The following is a 15,734-nucleotide window of genomic DNA, read 5'->3' as shown; positions in this document are numbered from 1 at the left end:
CATGCGATCAACACGACGCCCCCTTCCGCCGAGCTGCGCCCGGATTGCCCGCAGTATGCCCGGCGTTGCGGTCACCCGAAGCGCCTCTTGAGCAAGTCCAGAGGTTCGCCGGGCCCGGCGATGACAGGGGTCCGGAAGCAGTGTCAGTCCGCTGAAGTACTCTTCACCGCCACCGCTCACCCACTGTGAGGACCGAGAGAATTGACCGCCTTGTCTGCTTTTCCCTTGCCTTTTCACGCTTCCCGTTCCATATCGTTCACGCCACCGCGAACGCTGCGGGAACTGCAGATGTTGCAGTGCAGCGCACACATTCGGTCGAAGCCGGGGTGGTTCGAGAAGATGAATGATGCCGACATCGTCGCGAGGTGGACGCAAGAAGCGGTCTCCCAAGGGCTCACCGAAGCGCAAGTGCGCTACGTGCTGGCCGAACTCGGGCATTACGCCGCCCTGAGAGACGAGCGAACCGGCATCGAGGTGTCTGCCGTCGACGGGGTGTGGCAGTCGGACGCTCTGGTCGACGACACGCTCCGAATGCGGTTGCGCAAGGCGGTTGAGGCTCTGGAACAGGTTCCCGAAGCGGAACTGGACTGGCACCCCGGATCCGACGGACAGGTATTGGATCTGGTTCATCCCTCATTGTTCTCTCTGGTGAGAGGGGTGAGCGGCGCGCCCGAGCGGGCGTGGAAGAATCCGACGAACCACTACTCGAAGTACGAGTTCTCGGAGAAATTCCAGTGGCTGCCCACGGACGTCGAGGTCAGTGACGACGGAGATGTCGCCTTCCGCTCGTACGTCAACAACATTCACCCCGAGACTCACCACGAACTGGCCGCCGTCCTGCCCGACTTGTTCGCACGTATGCGTCCGCTACTGGAGAACGTGCTCACCGATCTGCGTCATCCGCGGCCCCGGCGGATCGAGGCCGATCCCTACGGCTGGTACGACTCGGAGCCCGAGTATCCAGACAGGTCTTCCTACAGTGATGACGAGGCCTACGCAGAAGCCCGACGCGTATGGGCAGTGGCCCACGACGACTGGTGGGAAAACCGCCGCCCCGTCATCCCTGACGCCCCGGCCTTCACTCCTCCGGGGCCACCCGATGGATCCGCCCGAGTCGACCTGCGCGGCCGCCGTCTCCAGGTCATCGTCAAGCTCGCCACCATCCACCTCACTCCCGACAAGCCCGAATACCCCGGCGGCTCCTGGCATGTCGAGGGAATGCTGAACGAGCGGATCGTCTCCACCGGAATCTACTACTGGGACAGCGAGAACATCACCGAAAGCCGGCTGAGCTTCCGGGCGGCACTCGACGACCCGGATTACCAACAGAACGACGAGGGCGGCCTGCGTGAGGTCTATGGCCTGGAGGACGAAGACGCACTGAACCAGATGTTGGGATCGGCATCGACCCCAGCGGGCCGCTGCCTTGCGTTCCCGAACATCCTGCAACACCGGGTCGGCTCATTCCGCCTCATGGACCCCACCCGCCCGGGATACCGCAAGATCCTCGCGTTCTTCCTGGTCGACCCATCGGAGACCATCGTCTCGACATCCGATGTGCCACCGCAGCAACCGTGGTCCGATGCCTCGACCATGACACTTGAACAGGCCAGGAGTCACCGCGAACAGCTCATGCGGGAACGCACGTTCTTTGTCGACGAACACAACGAGCAGTTGTACGAGCGAGAGTTCTCCCTCTGCGAGCACTGAACTTCTCCCGTCCCGGATTGTCTGCAAGCGAGGAAGGCGCGGATGGCCGGGCAGTGAGCCGTCCAGGGCAGGAGCGCCGGCGAGGGCCAGGGACAATTCGGCCGCGGAGGCTGTGCCCGGGTCCGTGCCAGTCCCACAGGCACGGACCCACCTGGCTGCCGCGGCCGCCGGCTCTCCTGAAGCGCCGGCAGTCACACCTGGGAGGCGGCGAGCAACTGCAGTGCCTTCTCCTTCAGTTCGGGACTTGCCTCGGCGGCATTGCCGGAGTCGAAGGGCGGCTGGGGGTCGTACTCGACGGCGAGCTGGATCGCCTTGGCCGTCTGATCTCCCGCGATCAGGGACGCAAGGTACAGGGCCATGTCCACACCCGCCGACACTCCGGCCGCGGTGATGATGTTTCCGGAGCGAACATAACGCTGCGGCAGGTAGGTCACGTCGAACGTGGACTGGAGGTACTCGGCGGAGGCCCAGTAGGTCGTCGCCTGTTTTCCGTCCAGCAGGCCGGCCGCCGCGAGGATGATGCTCCCGGTGCACACGGAAGTCGTCCACTGTGTGTGCTGGTGGACCCGACGGATCCAGCGCAGGAGCGATTGGTTGTTCATCGCACCGATGGTGCCTCGGTTGCCGGCGCCCGGAACGAGCAGGACGTCGAGGCGGTCGACGTCGGCGGTGGACCGTTCGGCGACCACGGCGACATCTCCGGTGTCCGTGCGGACCGGGCCGCGCTTCTCGGCGATCATCGTCACGGTCGCGTCCGGCAGCCTCGAAAGGATCTCGGCCGGACCTGTGGGGTCCAGCAGGCTGTAGCCGTCGTACAACAGGATGCCGACGCTCGGTCCCGCGCTGGCGCCCGGTGCGGCGGCGTACGCCTCCTCGGTCGGCGCCGCGGCAGTAGTGGCGAGCGCGGCGGTGGCCACGGCCCCGCGCAGTACGTTTCTGCGTGTCGTCACATTGCTCATGAACCGGGAGTCTTCCGCTGCCTCGTGACGCGTGCAGGCGGCATGTCCGGCATCCTGCGCATCGTGTCCCCCGTCATGCCGTAGTGGTCCCAGAACGCCTGCCTCAGGGTCTGTGCCGACCCGAAGCCGCAGCGGCGGGCGATCGCCGCGAGGGAGAGCCCACTGGACTGCACCAGGTGTGCCGCCGCTTCGGTGCGCACCACGCGCACGGCCCGGGCCGGAGTCGTATCGAGGTATGCACGGAAGAGACGGGTCAGGTGCCGGGTGCTGACCCCCGCCCGCCTTGCCAGGGCAGCGGGGGTCAGGTCCTCGGATATGTGCGCGGCCATGTAGCCCGTCAGGTCCCGCACGAGCCGGTCGTCCGGCGGCGGAGCAGCCAGGAACGTGGAGATCTGCGCCTGATCGGCCCGGCGGTGCAGATGCGTCACGAGTTCCCGTGCGACTGCGCGGGCCAGCTTTGGGCCGTGGTCGTCCTCGATCAGGGCCAGTGTCAGGTCGAGCGCGCTGGTGACGCCGGCCGAGGTGTAGACGTTGCCGTCACGTATGTAGAGGGGGTTCGCGTCCACTGCCACAGCGGGGTGGCGGTCGGCGAGCCGGTCGCCCCATCCCCAGTGGGTCGTCACTCGCCGGTGGTCCAAAAGTCCGGCCGCGGCCAGCACATAGGCGCCGGTGCACACGGAGGCCACGCGCCGGCTGAGGCCGGCGAGCCGGCGAACCTGTCCGAGTAACCGCTCGTCCGCCGCCGCGTCCTCGCACCCGATGCCGCCCACGACGATCAACGTGTCCAGGCGACCCGCTACCGTCTCCAGTCCCTGCCCCGCCCCCACCGTGATTCCCGCCGAGCTGCGGGCAGCCCGACGGCCCAGAGTCCCCAGCTCAACGGAGTACTGGGGCTGCGCGCCGTAGCGGTTGGCGATGTCCAGCGCGCCGCTGGGACAGGCGATGTCGAGGATCTGTGCATCGTCGTAGGCAACGATGAGAACGCGTCGCTTGGAGGTCATGGCCCCAGATACCAGCATGCGCGCGACCCAGGAGCCAGAATTCCCGCGCTCACCAAGACGTCTTTTCTGATGATCCAGGGAGTGGGGTGCGGTTACCTGAGGGAAGCCCAGCCCGCCCGAGCAGGTGCTGAAGAGATCTTCCACGAAGGTTTCCTGTGGGCGATGCAGCCCTGCCCTGCCGGCTGTCGAGGCCGTGAATTGAATGCCGGCGGTCGTCCTCGGGCAGCGGTCCGCCCCGGGCACTGGCGAAGCCCGCCCCAGGCCGGGGGGCGTTGTGCCGCCCGGCCTGGGGCTTATGGGTCAGTCGCCGATCCGGGGCAGGAGGGAAACCATCTTGCTGCCGTTCTTGGCGACGAGCACGTCCTCGTACAGCAGGAGTTGGGGCGGGCCCCCGAATCCGGGCCTCGGCTTGCCGGTGGCGACGTGAGTGCGCCAGACCTGCTTGCCCGTGTGCAGATCGAGTCCGGACAGGTCTCCGGTCGGGCTGAAGAAGTACACGATCCCCTGCTCCGCCGACGCCACGGGTGTCGCGAGGCCCGGCATCGTGTCCTGGCTCGGCACCTCGACGCCCACCGGGCGGGTCCACAGCGTCTTTCCCGTGGTCAGCGAGTGGGCCGAGGCCTTGCCCTGCCGGGACACGGTGATCAAACGATCACCTACGACATCGGAGGTGGCCAGGGCGCCGTCGATCCGATAGGGGTGCGAGGCATGCTCTCCCGAACTGCTGACGGTGGTCAGCTGCATGTCCTTGCGGCCGCCGTCCTCGGCTGCGATCAGGACCATCCGGTCCCCCGAGGTCCCGACGAGCCGCTGCCCGCCGGCCAGGGTCGCGACCTTCGTGGTGCTTCCGGTCGCGGGATCGAGACGGAGGACGTCGGTGCCGTCCGGCTTCTCGACGTCAGGTGTGCACAGGAGGTAGGGCACTCCGCTCAGCACGGCCCGCTGACACGCGATGCCCTTGTCCCAGGTGTGGCGCCACTTCTCCTTACCGGTCAGTGGGTCGAGGGCCGACATCGTGCGGACCGAGGGGGTGTTCGCCAGTACCGCGCCGTCGATGAGCATGGCGGCCTGGTCCGTGCGGTCGTCCTGCGGCATCTCCACCGTCCACAGCACCTTGCCCGTGCCGGCGTTCACCGCCATCAGGTCGGTGCCACCGAAGTAGTCGCCGTTGGGCAGGTTCTCCGCGGTGTGATTGCGGTAGGCGTACACCACGCCGTCGCGCACGGCGACCGGATGGTCGATGCCGTCGCCTTCGCGATTGACCTCGACGCCCCACAGCCGCTTGCCGGTGTTGGCGTCGATCTTCGCGGCGTCGTACTTGGACCCGCTGCAGTACAGTGCGGCACCGTCCACCACACATCCCCGCTCGCCGGCATCCGGACTGCTGCTCTGCCAGGGCTTCCAGCCCTCCGGCGGCGTCGCCGGCGACGCCGCCGGCCGCACGGGCCGTTCATGCCGCGCCGTACCACCGTCCGCGAAGCCGAAGACCGCGCCCACGCTGATCGCGGCAACCGCGACCGCCGTCCCCGCGGCCTGTGAGAAACGGCGCCGGCTTCGCCGCCGCACCACCTTCTCCACCAGGTCCCCGGGCGCACGGACCCGGTCCAGGGCGACCGCGTGCAGCGTCTGCCGGACCTTTTCCTCCACGCGCTCCGTCGTCATCGCTGAACCTCCTTGGGCGTGTAGCCGAGCGACTGGATCCGTTCCTTCGGCCCCTCGGGGCCCAGCTCCGGTACGAGCAAGCGGAGTTTGGCGAGCGATCGGTGCGCCGTACTGCGGACCGTGCCGACCGGGCACCCCAGCAGCGCCGCGACCTCGGCCTCCGGCAGGTCCTCGAAATAGCGCAGCACGACCACGGCCCGCTGCCGCTTCGTCAGACGGCCCAGCGCCGCCCACAGCGCGATCCGCAGCTCGGCGTCCGATCCGGCCTCCGCGCCCGTTGCCTCGTCGGGCAGAACGGGCACCGTCGTCTCCGCGCGGTGTCTTCGCAGCCGCCAGCGGTTGACCTGCTGGCGGTACATCACCTGGCGGACATATGCCTCGTGTTGTTCGATGCGCCCCCAGCGCCCGTAGGCCTTCATCAGTGCGATCTGCAGCAGATCTTCCGCCGCGTGCCGGTCCCCGCCGGTGAGCAGCACCGCTAGTCGCAGCAGCGCGGTGGAGCGCATCTCCACGAACTCCCGGAACTCGTCATGACTCGAGGCCTCCATCGACCCTCCCCTTCTCGAATCATCACGACGCGATGAGCCGCCCCTGCCTATCCCTCATCGGGCAAGATCGTGCGTTCGCACCAACGAGACGCCCCCCGGGGTCTGTCGCCGCTTCGGTTCCGCGTCGTCAGCGTTCCCTGCGCACGGATGTCGTGTCCGGATCCACCGGGGCGCCGCTTGAGTTCGTGGGCCGCAGCTCGGCCAGTTCGTGGCCGTGGTGGTCGAGCAGAACCGAATGAGGCTCGTCGGCGGCGAACGCGTGACGCTCACCCCACTGGCGCAGGGCCACGACCACGGCGAAGAGGTCACGCCCGGCGGGGGTGAGTGCGTAGACCTGCCGCGCAGTGCGCCCCTGTATGCAGTCGCTAGGTAGGGGGTGGAGGTCGGAAGGCGCAGCGCGGACTCAGCGCAGACCACCGAGGCCTGTCGGGGAGTTCAGTCGGGGAAGGCGGAGCCCAGCGCAGCCTTGGTTGCGACCGTGCCGAGAGTGCGGGCGCCGAAGGAGAAGGAGTCCCGGGCCGTGACGCCCGCCGGGCCGGAGCGCAGCACCCAGACCGCACCCGCTCCCTCGTCCTCGGCGGCAGCCGCGACCACCGGCTCCGCCCGGCCGTCGCCGTCGCCGTCGACGAGGTGGGTGGTGGAGCCGAAGAAGTCCTGCCGCTCGGCGGTGCCGGGCATGTTCGCGCTGTTCTGGCTGAGCACTGTGGTACCGGCGCCGGTCGGTCCGTGCGGCCCGCCGGGCACGACGGCGAAGGTGCCGGCGCGGCTCACCCCGTCGAAGCTCTCGTACGGGTTACCGGCCAGCAGGTCACCGTATCCGTCACCGTCGACGTCCCGGACCGACAACGACCAGCCGAAGGCGTCGTCCCGCTCCTGGACGCCCGGGACGCCGGGGGTGTCCTGGTCGATGACGTGGGGCGCACCGGCGGTCAGGCCGCCCGCACCCGCGTACCGGATGCGCAGGGAGTTGGCGCCCAGCACCAGGTCCGCCCTCCCGTCTCCGTTCAGGTCGCCGAGAGTGAGGTCCCCGTAAGTGGGCCCTTCGAGGCCCCTCACGATTGTCAGCGGGCGCACTCCGCCACGGCTGCCGAGCAACTGGTTCACCTCGTAGGTGTAGCCGCCCTCGGGGTCCCGGTCGTACGCCCGGGTCACCGTGACCAGGTCGGTGGCACCGTCGCCGTTGGTGTCCCCGGTCGCCACGCCGACCGTCAGCACGTCGTCGTCGGCGAACTTCACGTCGCCCTGGACGCGCGAGGGCTGCCCGTCGCGGCCGAAGGGCCCGTACGTCACCAGGCCTTCGCGGGCGAGGTCCCGGCGCCCGTCGCCGTCGAAGTCACCGGCGATCGTCAGGCCGGCCTGGAAGCTGCCGGTGCCCTCGGCGGGCAGTACCTTCCCCGTGGTGAAACCGTCGGGCCCGCCCCACAGCACGGTCCGGTTGCCCTCCCGGGCGAGGCCGTTCTGCTCCCACCGCTCTCCGTAGGCCGCGACCAGCAGGTCGGTGAAGCCGTCGTTGTCGAGGTCCGCGGCGGTGAGCCGGCTGCCGAACCGGTCACCGGCCTCGACGGCGCCGGGCACGCCCGCGGACGCCTGCGTGTACACCATGCGGGCGGCGGGGCTCAGCCCGCGCGCCGACCCGAACAGCACCGCCACGTATCCGGCGTTCGCCTTCCCGCCCACTGTGGCGTGTGGGGCCGCAACGGCCAGGTCTTCGTACCCGTCGCCGTTGAAGTCCTGGCGGACCTCCGCCACGGCGGGCCGGGCGTGCGCCACCGGCATCACGGCGGTGGCGCTGAGCAGGGCGAGCGCGACCACGACGGTACGCCGGGTTGCGCCCCGCACGGGCTGGGACATGTCGACTCCCTGGATCGTGAGGGTAGTTGAGCACGGGGGGACACCGGTCCCCGTCCCGAGACCAAGATCCTCATCCGTACGCCCAGTACGACTGGCTTGCCCCAGCACTTGGTTGCCTGCGCTACGCCGTGAGTTCAGGCCGCTTTCACGCAGACCGCGTTTGAGATCTGTCGACCAGCTCGCCCGGACGGGCTCGGGCCGCAGCAGGTCAGGTCCCAGCCAGCCATGCCGAGTACCAGTCTCGGAAGTCCGGCCCCGGCGTCAGGCCGCCCCAGTCAGGATCGTCGAGCCAGACGTGACCAGCGTTCCTCCCCGTGACGACCAGGCGGTGGAACATGCCGCAACCGCACTCCCCGATGACCAGGCTCCCTTCGACCGAGTAGTCGGCAGCACCGCCCTTCCCCGGCCCCCGCCACTCGTGGGTGTGCGGAAACGGCGTGGACAGGAAGCCCGCGCGTCTGCCCTCTTCTCGAAGGTCGTGCAGAGCCTCTTCGCCGTCTACTTCCTCTGCAAGACCCAGGAGCCCGTAGTCCGGTCCCGCTCCTCCGTCCGCGACATCCTTGAGAAAGCTGCGGTAGGAAGCGGGGAGCCGGACACCATGCTGCTGCTCGAACAGCCCGATCGTGTCCTCCCCCAGAGGAGGGCGGAGTCGATATCCATGATGTGAGGACCCGAAACGCTGACGCAGAGGGTCTTGTCGGGCCATGGCGGCGACACGGGCACGGACCGCAGCGCCGTCCCAGAGCGCCCTGTGGTCGGCATTGTCACTGGTCACAGCAGCACAGTACTCCGAGTCAGCCGTGCTGCTCCCGTAGTCGCGAGCCAGGCGCCGGTGGGCAGTGATCCACGGCAGCGTGCGCTCGATCACCCACCGCTTCGGCTGCACCTGGAAGCCGTGCCGGACAGGGTCTCTGCGGACGATCCCGAGCTCGCGGCCGAGGATCTCGGAGGTCCAGTCGCCCAGTTTGACCTTCTTGCCTGCATCGAAGCCCGGCGTGACCGCCGGGACGGTGTCGGCGGTGCGGACGTACTGCCAGTCGATCAACCCGGCGGACGCTTCAGACCTGCGGCCCTCGGCTGCACGGACTCTGAGACGGAGCGTTTCATGGATCCGCTCGACGGTTCCGTCATCGTGCCACCACGGTCGTGCCGTCGGGATTGCGTCCGAAAGCGGCCTCCAGAACGGCGGGGAGGTCTGTCTCGGGGATCGCGGCGCGCAGCTCCGCCAGGACATGGCGGAAGGTGTCGTCGTCGATGACGCCCAGGTACTCCTGACGGAGTTGATAAATGATCTCGACAAGGTCGGACCTCAACCGCATCCAGGCACGGGAGGTTCGGATCTCCTCATCGACGTGGTGCATGAACCAGCGCATGACCTCGTACGGGACGTCCACGTGTCCTTCGCGTGGGTTGAAGCACACCGTCGGCCTCCGAGCCGGATCCTCGTCGGGGACGATCGCCGTCACGAGATTCCGTTGCCCGGCCACCACGTCCAGTTCCAGGTACCAGGCGTCATCCGGTACGGAGTACATCGCGGTGATCGTGTAGTCGCCGTCGGGGTGTTGGAAGGCCATTGCCGCATGCTGCCACGTGGCGTCGGGGGAGCAGCCGATCGAGAGAGCCTGCTGGTTCGATCGACTCTCCGCGGCAAGCGGAGGGCGCTTCGCACGAGCCGCCGGCCACGCGGAGGCCCGGCCGGTCACAACACGGCCACGTGCCCGGCATGCCACCCTCGCGGGACGCATGATGTTCTGTCAGCACACAGCAACTGGGGGGAATATGGGCATGCGTACGACACTCACGGCGGTGACCGCGCTGCTGCTCGCCACGCTCACCGCCTGCGGAGGCGCCGAAGCCAAGGCGGACCCGCAAGCTTGCAAGAAGGCCCTGTACGACCAGTACAGAGACACGGTCGCGGCCGGCGACGACGCGCCTGCGAGCAAGAAGCCCGAAGCCTGTGACGGCGTCGACGACAAGACGCTGCAGCGCCTCGCGGGTGAAGCGATCAAGGAGTACCTGGCGAGCGACGATGCCGAGAAGGCCGTCGACGATGTGGTGGAGGGCGCCATCGACGACGCCCCGTGGGAAGACGTGATCCCGACCCCGGACGCCTCCGACCTCGGCAAGGAGTTCGACGACGCCAAGAAGAAGCTGGACGACCTGATGAGGGAGACCAGCGGCGCCGCGGCGCCGTAACACCTGAGCACACGAGTCCTCGGGCCGACTCCGACCGGCGGTGGGGCGATGGCCCTGCGCTATTCAGCCCCTTCGCCTCGGCGGCGAGCCCTCGCCCAAGTGCCCTGCCTCCTCAAGGGCATGGCGGAATCCCTCACCTCACTTCTCCCCGTACTGCACACCGGCCTGTGCGGGCCGTCAGGCCGGGCGGATCGCGCCCTTGATGGCCGACTGACCGGCGAAGAACACCGACTCCTCACGGATGAGCGCTCCCGGCCCCGGGGCGTGAATCATCATGCCGTCTCCGCTCCAGATGCCGACGTGGCCGAGGTCGTCGTGGAAGAAGACCAGGTCTCCGACCTGGGCGTCAGCGAGCGAGACCGGCACTCCCGCTCCCCACTGGGCCTGGGAGGTCCGGGGAAGAGTGACTCCGGCAGTCTTCCACGCGGCCTGGGTGAGACCCGGGGCGTCGTACGATCCCGGCCCGACGGCGCCCCATACGCAGGGCCGACCGATCTGCGCACGGGCGAAGGCGATCACCCGCTCGGTCTGGGTGCTGTGGCCTTGGTTGGGCGACAGCCAGGATCCACCGTAAGTGCCGGGTGTGTAAGTGGTGGAGGGGGGTTCACGTGGCGTGGGGATGTCCGGAACGAACGCCGCGGCAGCCACCGTCGGTGCGGCGGGGGCGAGTGCGGTGACCGGTCCGGTCGGCACCGGTGGCGCAGGAGCCGCCAGGGTCGATGCAGAGATGTCAGGCAGGCCGGCGCCGTAGCCGGCAGTGGTCACCTCGGGCCGTGGACCGGAGGGGTGGTAGGCGGTGAGATCGGCTGCCAGAGCTGTGGCGTACGGTGCGGTCGCGACAGCCCCCTGCCCGGCACCGTACGTCTCCGCCCCGTCTGCTGGAACATCCGCCCGGTGAGCACCCGCGGTGGAGCCGAGGGCAGTGGGCAGCGCCGCGGCGGGATCCGGAACGGCGGACTGCGCCGCGGAGGGATCCGGAACCGTGAGCAGCGCCGCGGCGGGATCAGGAACCGTGAGCAGCGCCGCGGTGGGATCAGGAACGGCGGACAGCGCCGTGGTGGACTGTGGGCTGAACTGCGGTGCGGGCGCCGACGAGGGCTCGTACAGCGGCCACGCCGCCATTTCGGCGTCGAGGGCCGACTGTGCACCGGCTCGCCAGGCGCCCTCCTCCTGCCCGGGCTTGCCTGGCGCAGCCGGTACGGCACGCCGGTCGGGGAGCTCCGGAAGGAACTCAGTGGCCGGCGCCTGAGCTGATCCGCTGGTCAGCTCCAAAGCGACACCGGTGGGTGTCGGGGGCGCTTCGAGGGCGCGGGGTTCCGCGGCACGTTCGGCTTGCCGTACGGGGCGTGCCGCCTGGGGCGCCCGGTCGGGGCGGGGCGGCACCTTTTGGCCCGTGTGCCACGCCGGCACGGTCGGGCCCAGCTTGGCGCGGGCGGCGTCGAACCACTTCCGGGCCAGCGTTCCGACCGCCGGCTCCACATCACTCTGGGACCGGCCACGGGCGGCCGCGTCTCGCTGGCGCGGAATCGCGGCGGCACGGGTCGCATTGAAGGTACCCGTGTCGCTCTCGGCCCGGTCGTAGAGCCTGTCGACCCACCGCCGCACCTCGTCGGGGCTCGGCCCCTCGCTGTCAGTCGCCAACGCGGGCACCAGCCAACTGCGAGAGCCGGTCCTCGGCGGTGAGAGCCCCCGGGGCAAGGGAGTTGGCCTTGTCCGGGAAGTCGGTCACTCCGGGGTGCGAGGTTCGTTCCAGCGCCATGGAAAGGGCACTCCTTCCGTTCCGAGAGGCGCACCAAACCACCGATGCATCGGTGAGAGTTGTGCACACGGTGACCAACTTAGCCAACTTGTGCGCCTTGCGTGAAGATCGAAGAGCGAAATGCCCGATATGCCGCTGTGACCTTCACCCCTCCCCTCGCGAACCACGAGGCAATTGCACTCACTGGCGCAGCTTTTGAGGCGTACTGAGGAGGCGGGCATCGAGCGGCCCTCACACCTGCCGTGCGGATCACCTGGGGGTCAGAACAGCCGTCCCTGGCAGCCGCGCAGAGAAGAGCGCGGACCGGTCCCGCTTGTCGTTGCCGGCGTCGGTTCATCGCCGAACAGCGGAGCCGTTCCGCACTCGTCGAGCTCGGCCGGGATCCGCCCGTCGACCTCCGGGCGCGGCGGCGCCTCACGGTCGAAGTCGTCCGGAGTCATGCCCACCCAGTCGCGGCCGCCTTGCTCACTCACTGGTCGTCACCGCCTCTCCCCCGGGCCCCACTTTCCGGAAAGCCTTCCAGGATCAAGTGTCGCCCACTCATGATCAGTTCCACCATCGGGCGCAACTGAACACCGGAGCCCAGGCGGCGGAGGCGAACCGGTGCCGGTCTCCCGCAGTCCGACGACTCTGCGACGGCCACTGCGCGAGCACGCGGTAGCGATGGTCGTCGGGAGCCTGCCCACCCCAACTGTGGTCCAGCCGTGGACCGTGCCCGTCCGCGGTCCTGACCGTCCGGCGGTGCTGTCTCCGACCGTTCACCTGAAAGGGTCAGATCTGCCCTGAGGGCCGGGGCTGGACGCATATGCGGCCTTCAAGCGGTGAGACATTCGCCATGACCGAACCCTTACCGGCCGGCTCACTTCCTACGCCCGGCCGCCCGCTCTCCACACCGGTCGTCTTCACGGCCGACTTCACGTCCACCACCCAATGGCTGGCGGGCCGTTCGTGGGCCTATCCCGGCGGAGGCCCGGTCAACCCGCGCGACGACAAGCTCGATCACCTGGTGGCCGACCCCGCATACAGCCGCTCCGGCGTCTTCCGTGCCGGACGACGGCAGGACGGCCGGTGGAACACCGGGCTGCTCACCACCGAGGGAAGTGAAGAAGGTTTCACCGTCCGTGCCGGGGATGTGCTGGAAGCCCGGGTGCGGCTGCCGAAAGAGATCGGCGCTTGGCCTGCGATCTGGACCTGGCGCGACGGCGACCAGGAGATCGACGTCTTCGAGTACCACCCGGACAACCCCGACCTGCTCGAATTCACCAATCACGTACGCGGCACCAACCGCTACCACCACGACCGGGCGATCCTCCCTGGCGCATGGGTGAACCTGCGCACTGTCTTCGGTACCCGCTCGGTGGACTGGTGGCTCAACGGCAGACCGGTCTTCACCGACGGGCGGGGCGTGGGCCGTACCTGGCACGCCTACCTCATCGTCAATCTCTCCGTGTGCGCCGGGCGATACCATCCCGCACCACGACCGGAAACGACCGAGATGTCATACGAGGTGAGCCAACTGCTCGTACGACGACCCACCACAAGCACCACTCCGGGCGGGGCAGCATCGGAGAGGGCCTGATCCGTCGGCCTCACACCACCACGCGGAGACACTCTCAGGCTGCTGCACGTGCAGCTTGCCGGTGAGTTCCCCTTCAAGCCTTGTTCGGTGCAGCCGACCTGGCGGCCTGCTCGATCTTCGCGCAGTAGGCCGCACGGGCTTCCTCGTCGATCTGCTGCTCGTTTTCGGCGCGCACCCCGGTCCGGCCGTCGAGGCCCTCGCGCAGGATGTCGGCGTGCCCGGCATGCCGGATGGACTCGCCGAGGACATGGACCATGATGGCGAACAGGTTCGTGTTGGGACAGGGCTCCGGCCACCACGGCACGTGGCCGGGGGCGTCGAGGGGAAGCTCGTTGATCGTCGCGTCCGAGTGTTCCCACGTGCGCCGGCAGAACCCGATGATCTGATCGCGGGTCTCGTCCTCGGTCGCCCACAGATCGCTGCCGTCGTAGTCCTGCCACCGGGGCAGCGGTTCCGGAGAGGGGCGGCCGAAGACCTCGCCGAAGTACCTGGCCTCGACGGTGGCCACGTGTTTGACCAGGCCGAGGAGGTTGGTCCCGGTCGCTGTCAAAGGTCGGCGGGCGTCGTATTCGGACAAGCCGTCGAGTTTCCAGAGCAGCGCCTCGCGGTCCCGCCGCAGTCTCCCGTGCAGGTTGTCCTTCGCGAAGTCGTCGATCACGCGGCATGAGCCTGCCATGGGCTGCTCGTGCGCTCAAGATCCCGTACGGGGTCCGCGACGACCGGCAGAGCCGAGGCCCGGTCATGGCCGCCGCCCCGACCTGTTACGAGAAGCTCGCGAAACTCGCCACGTGAGACACCCCTACTTTGTTCCATCGCCGCTGTCAGGGCCTGCGGTTCCGCTGTGCCGTCTCCTTTCCCCATTGTTTCTGCCGTGCTTGACCTGGCGGCACGTCGGGGGTCTTCCCCCTGTCTTTGCCCCTGTCTTTGCCCCTGTCTTTGGCGACTGCGTGGGCCGCGGTCCGCGCAGGGAAGCCGGCAGTGGTTTCGCGCTGGGGGCCGGGCTTCGACTTGGTGGAGGGCGGAGGAGCATCACGCACGGGGACGGAATCGTCCAGCGGCCGATCGGAGTCCGAGGGGCTGCGCGAATGCCGGGTCACCGGTGCGGAGGATGCGTCGTCCTGGTGATCGGCGGTGTCGGGAGGGGTGGTGGGAGCGACCGGATCCGGGGCGGACGGCGCCGCTTCGTCCGCGGCATCGTGCTGTGAAAAGCCGTCGGTGACCGCCAGGCCGGTGGCGAGAAGGGCGGCCAGTGCGGCTGCTGCGGCTGCCATCCCCCGCGTTCGCAGGCCGCCGCGTAGGGAGGCGGATCGAGACACCCTCTGAGAAAGTCCTGTCGAGGTACCCGGCCTTTCGGGAGCTTGCGCAGCGGGTGACACACTCCGGTGGGTACGGTCGGCGCGCTCCGCGACTGTGGGGGATACGACGCTGAGCGCGGGACGGGCAACAGAGGCGACAGGCGCTTCTTGGCTCGCTCCGGAGAGCCGGGTCAGCGTTCGGGCGCAGTCGTACGCCTCGGGACGAACATGTTCCTCCAGACTCGTCATGTCCCGTAGGAGGGTTGCGAAGCCGTCGGGCAGGAAGTCGGGGAGAACGGGCCGGCGGTGCAGACGCGCTACGGCGGACTCCAGAGGGCCGCCGTCGTATTCGAGTCGGCCGGTGAGGCTCTCGAGGAGGACCAGGCCGAGGGCATAGACGTCGGCGGGTCGGCCGACCGGCCGACCCAGTACCTGCTCCGGGGAAAGATAGGCCGCCGTGCCGGTCAGGGTGTCGGGAGCGGTGCGGGTGGCCTCATCCAGGACCCGGGAGATGCCGAAGTCCGTCAGATGGGCGCGGCCGGAGGAGTCGAGGAGGATGTTGGACGGTTTGACGTCCCGATGGACGATTCCCTCCTCGTGGGCATGAGCCAGCGCCTCGGCCAGGGCAGCCCCGAGCGCGGCCGCAGCCTCGCACGGCAAGGGACCCTCGGCGATGCGGGACTTCAGAGTGCGTCCGTCGATCAACTGCATGACCAGGAAGGCGTCGCCGTCATCGCGTCCGGCGTCGAAGGCGGTCACCAGGCCCGGATGGTGCAAACGGGCGAGAATCACGGCCTCGCTCCGGAAGGCCTCCTCCGTGTCGAAGCCGGTGCCGGGGCGGAACACCTTCACGGCGACCGGCCGTCGCAGCCTGAGGTCGTACCCGCGGTACACGTCGGCCGCGCCACCCGAACCGATCAGCGCATCCAGACGGTAGCGGCCCGCCAGTATTCGGGCACAGCCTCGAAAAGCCCGGGCGCCCCGCACCTCGCGCAATCCCACCTCGATCTCCCCACTCCGCGCACTCGCATCGCTCACAGGCCCGCCGTCGACGTGCCGCCGAACGCAGGTACCCATCCATCCGCCGCTTGCACAACAGTGAGAGTGTCCCGTCCCCCCAAGCCCCCCGCCCGACGAGCGCCCGGCGGGGCCGGCAGCGGGTCAGGACCACACC

17 protein-coding genes are annotated in these 15,734 nt (G+C 68.9%); 4 read left to right on the top strand and 13 right to left on the bottom strand.

The window, feature by feature from the left end; all coding sequences use genetic code 11:
• Positions 1-201 precede the first annotated feature (201 nt).
• On the top strand, positions 202-1,710 hold the full coding sequence (locus tag FDO69_RS27280; RefSeq protein WP_104782664.1) for a DUF4246 domain-containing protein: 1,509 nt from the start codon (positions 202-204) through the stop codon (positions 1,708-1,710).
• Between the two features lie 191 nt (positions 1,711-1,901).
• Here FDO69_RS27280 and FDO69_RS27275 read toward each other — a convergent pair whose 3' ends face one another.
• The 8 genes from FDO69_RS27275 to FDO69_RS27240 all read right to left on the bottom strand — a co-directional run bounded on the left by FDO69_RS27275 (position 1,902) and on the right by FDO69_RS27240 (position 9,305).
• On the bottom strand, positions 1,902-2,669 hold the full coding sequence (locus FDO69_RS27275; protein WP_104782661.1) for a DJ-1/PfpI family protein: 768 nt from the start codon (positions 2,667-2,669) through the stop codon (positions 1,902-1,904).
• Positions 2,666-3,670 (bottom strand): GlxA family transcriptional regulator, encoded by a 1,005-nt coding sequence (locus FDO69_RS27270; protein ID WP_420878544.1) that lies wholly within the window; start codon positions 3,668-3,670, stop codon positions 2,666-2,668. The genes FDO69_RS27275 and FDO69_RS27270 overlap by 4 nt, the downstream gene beginning before the upstream one ends.
• Positions 3,671-3,970: 300 nt before the next feature.
• Positions 3,971-5,332, bottom strand: coding sequence for a PQQ-binding-like beta-propeller repeat protein (locus tag FDO69_RS27265; RefSeq protein WP_104782655.1), 1,362 nt, complete (start codon positions 5,330-5,332; stop codon positions 3,971-3,973).
• On the bottom strand, positions 5,329-5,880 hold the full coding sequence (locus FDO69_RS27260; protein ID WP_104782652.1) for a SigE family RNA polymerase sigma factor: 552 nt from the start codon (positions 5,878-5,880) through the stop codon (positions 5,329-5,331). Before FDO69_RS27260 ends, FDO69_RS27265 begins: the two co-directional genes overlap by 4 nt.
• 127 nt (positions 5,881-6,007) lie before the next feature.
• Positions 6,008-6,175: a hypothetical protein gene (locus FDO69_RS27255; protein WP_199838327.1), complete on the bottom strand. Its 168-nt coding sequence runs from the start codon at positions 6,173-6,175 to the stop codon at positions 6,008-6,010.
• 140 nt (positions 6,176-6,315) lie between these two features.
• Complete coding sequence (locus FDO69_RS27250; RefSeq protein WP_104782649.1) at positions 6,316-7,731, bottom strand: FG-GAP-like repeat-containing protein; 1,416 nt, start codon at positions 7,729-7,731, stop codon at positions 6,316-6,318.
• A 208-nt stretch (positions 7,732-7,939) separates the two neighbouring features.
• Positions 7,940-8,776: an SMI1/KNR4 family protein gene (locus FDO69_RS27245; protein ID WP_234388128.1), complete on the bottom strand. Its 837-nt coding sequence runs from the start codon at positions 8,774-8,776 to the stop codon at positions 7,940-7,942.
• A gap of 82 nt (positions 8,777-8,858) precedes the next feature.
• Positions 8,859-9,305: a hypothetical protein gene (locus FDO69_RS27240; RefSeq protein ID WP_104782646.1), complete on the bottom strand. Its 447-nt coding sequence runs from the start codon at positions 9,303-9,305 to the stop codon at positions 8,859-8,861.
• Positions 9,306-9,516: 211 nt separating this feature from the next.
• Between FDO69_RS27240 and FDO69_RS27235 the strand changes: the two genes are divergently transcribed.
• A complete protein-coding gene (locus FDO69_RS27235) occupies positions 9,517-9,927 on the top strand; it encodes a hypothetical protein (RefSeq protein ID WP_138430188.1) in 411 nt (136 codons plus the stop codon).
• Positions 9,928-10,104: 177 nt separating this feature from the next.
• Here the strand turns inward: FDO69_RS27235 and FDO69_RS42310 are convergent, their stop codons facing one another.
• From FDO69_RS42310 to FDO69_RS27225, 3 genes are all read right to left on the bottom strand, one after another.
• A complete protein-coding gene (locus FDO69_RS42310; RefSeq protein WP_234388127.1) occupies positions 10,105-11,568 on the bottom strand; it encodes a C40 family peptidase in 1,464 nt (487 codons plus the stop codon).
• A complete protein-coding gene (locus FDO69_RS42755; RefSeq protein ID WP_267896258.1) occupies positions 11,558-11,686 on the bottom strand; it encodes a hypothetical protein in 129 nt (42 codons plus the stop codon). The genes FDO69_RS42310 and FDO69_RS42755 overlap by 11 nt, the downstream gene beginning before the upstream one ends.
• Positions 11,687-11,946: 260 nt before the next feature.
• Positions 11,947-12,159, bottom strand: a complete 213-nt coding sequence (locus FDO69_RS27225) for a hypothetical protein (protein WP_104782641.1) — start codon at positions 12,157-12,159, stop codon at positions 11,947-11,949.
• 362 nt (positions 12,160-12,521) lie between these two features.
• Between FDO69_RS27225 and FDO69_RS27220 the strand changes: the two genes are divergently transcribed.
• Positions 12,522-13,265: a LamG domain-containing protein gene (locus tag FDO69_RS27220; protein WP_104782638.1), complete on the top strand. Its 744-nt coding sequence runs from the start codon at positions 12,522-12,524 to the stop codon at positions 13,263-13,265.
• Between the two features lie 73 nt (positions 13,266-13,338).
• Here FDO69_RS27220 and FDO69_RS27215 read toward each other — a convergent pair whose 3' ends face one another.
• Positions 13,339-13,923, bottom strand: a complete 585-nt coding sequence (locus tag FDO69_RS27215; RefSeq protein WP_104782635.1) for a DinB family protein — start codon at positions 13,921-13,923, stop codon at positions 13,339-13,341.
• Positions 13,924-13,928: 5 nt separating this feature from the next.
• Here FDO69_RS27215 and FDO69_RS42750 point away from each other — a divergent pair, with 5 nt between their 5' ends.
• Positions 13,929-14,057 carry a hypothetical protein gene (locus FDO69_RS42750; RefSeq protein WP_267896257.1) on the top strand — a complete coding sequence of 43 codons (129 nt, stop codon included), beginning with the start codon at positions 13,929-13,931 and terminating at the stop codon, positions 14,055-14,057.
• Positions 14,058-14,086: 29 nt separating this feature from the next.
• On the opposite strand, the gene FDO69_RS27210 is transcribed toward FDO69_RS42750, so the two are convergent.
• On the bottom strand, positions 14,087-15,562 hold the full coding sequence (locus FDO69_RS27210; RefSeq protein WP_234388126.1) for a serine/threonine-protein kinase: 1,476 nt from the start codon (positions 15,560-15,562) through the stop codon (positions 14,087-14,089).
• Positions 15,563-15,734 lie beyond the last annotated feature (172 nt).

The organism is Streptomyces tibetensis, from assembly GCF_007655005.1.
In the GTDB taxonomy this organism is placed as follows: domain Bacteria; phylum Actinomycetota; class Actinomycetes; order Streptomycetales; family Streptomycetaceae; genus Streptomyces; species Streptomyces tibetensis.
This window is presented reverse-complemented; position numbering and strand designations above follow the sequence as displayed.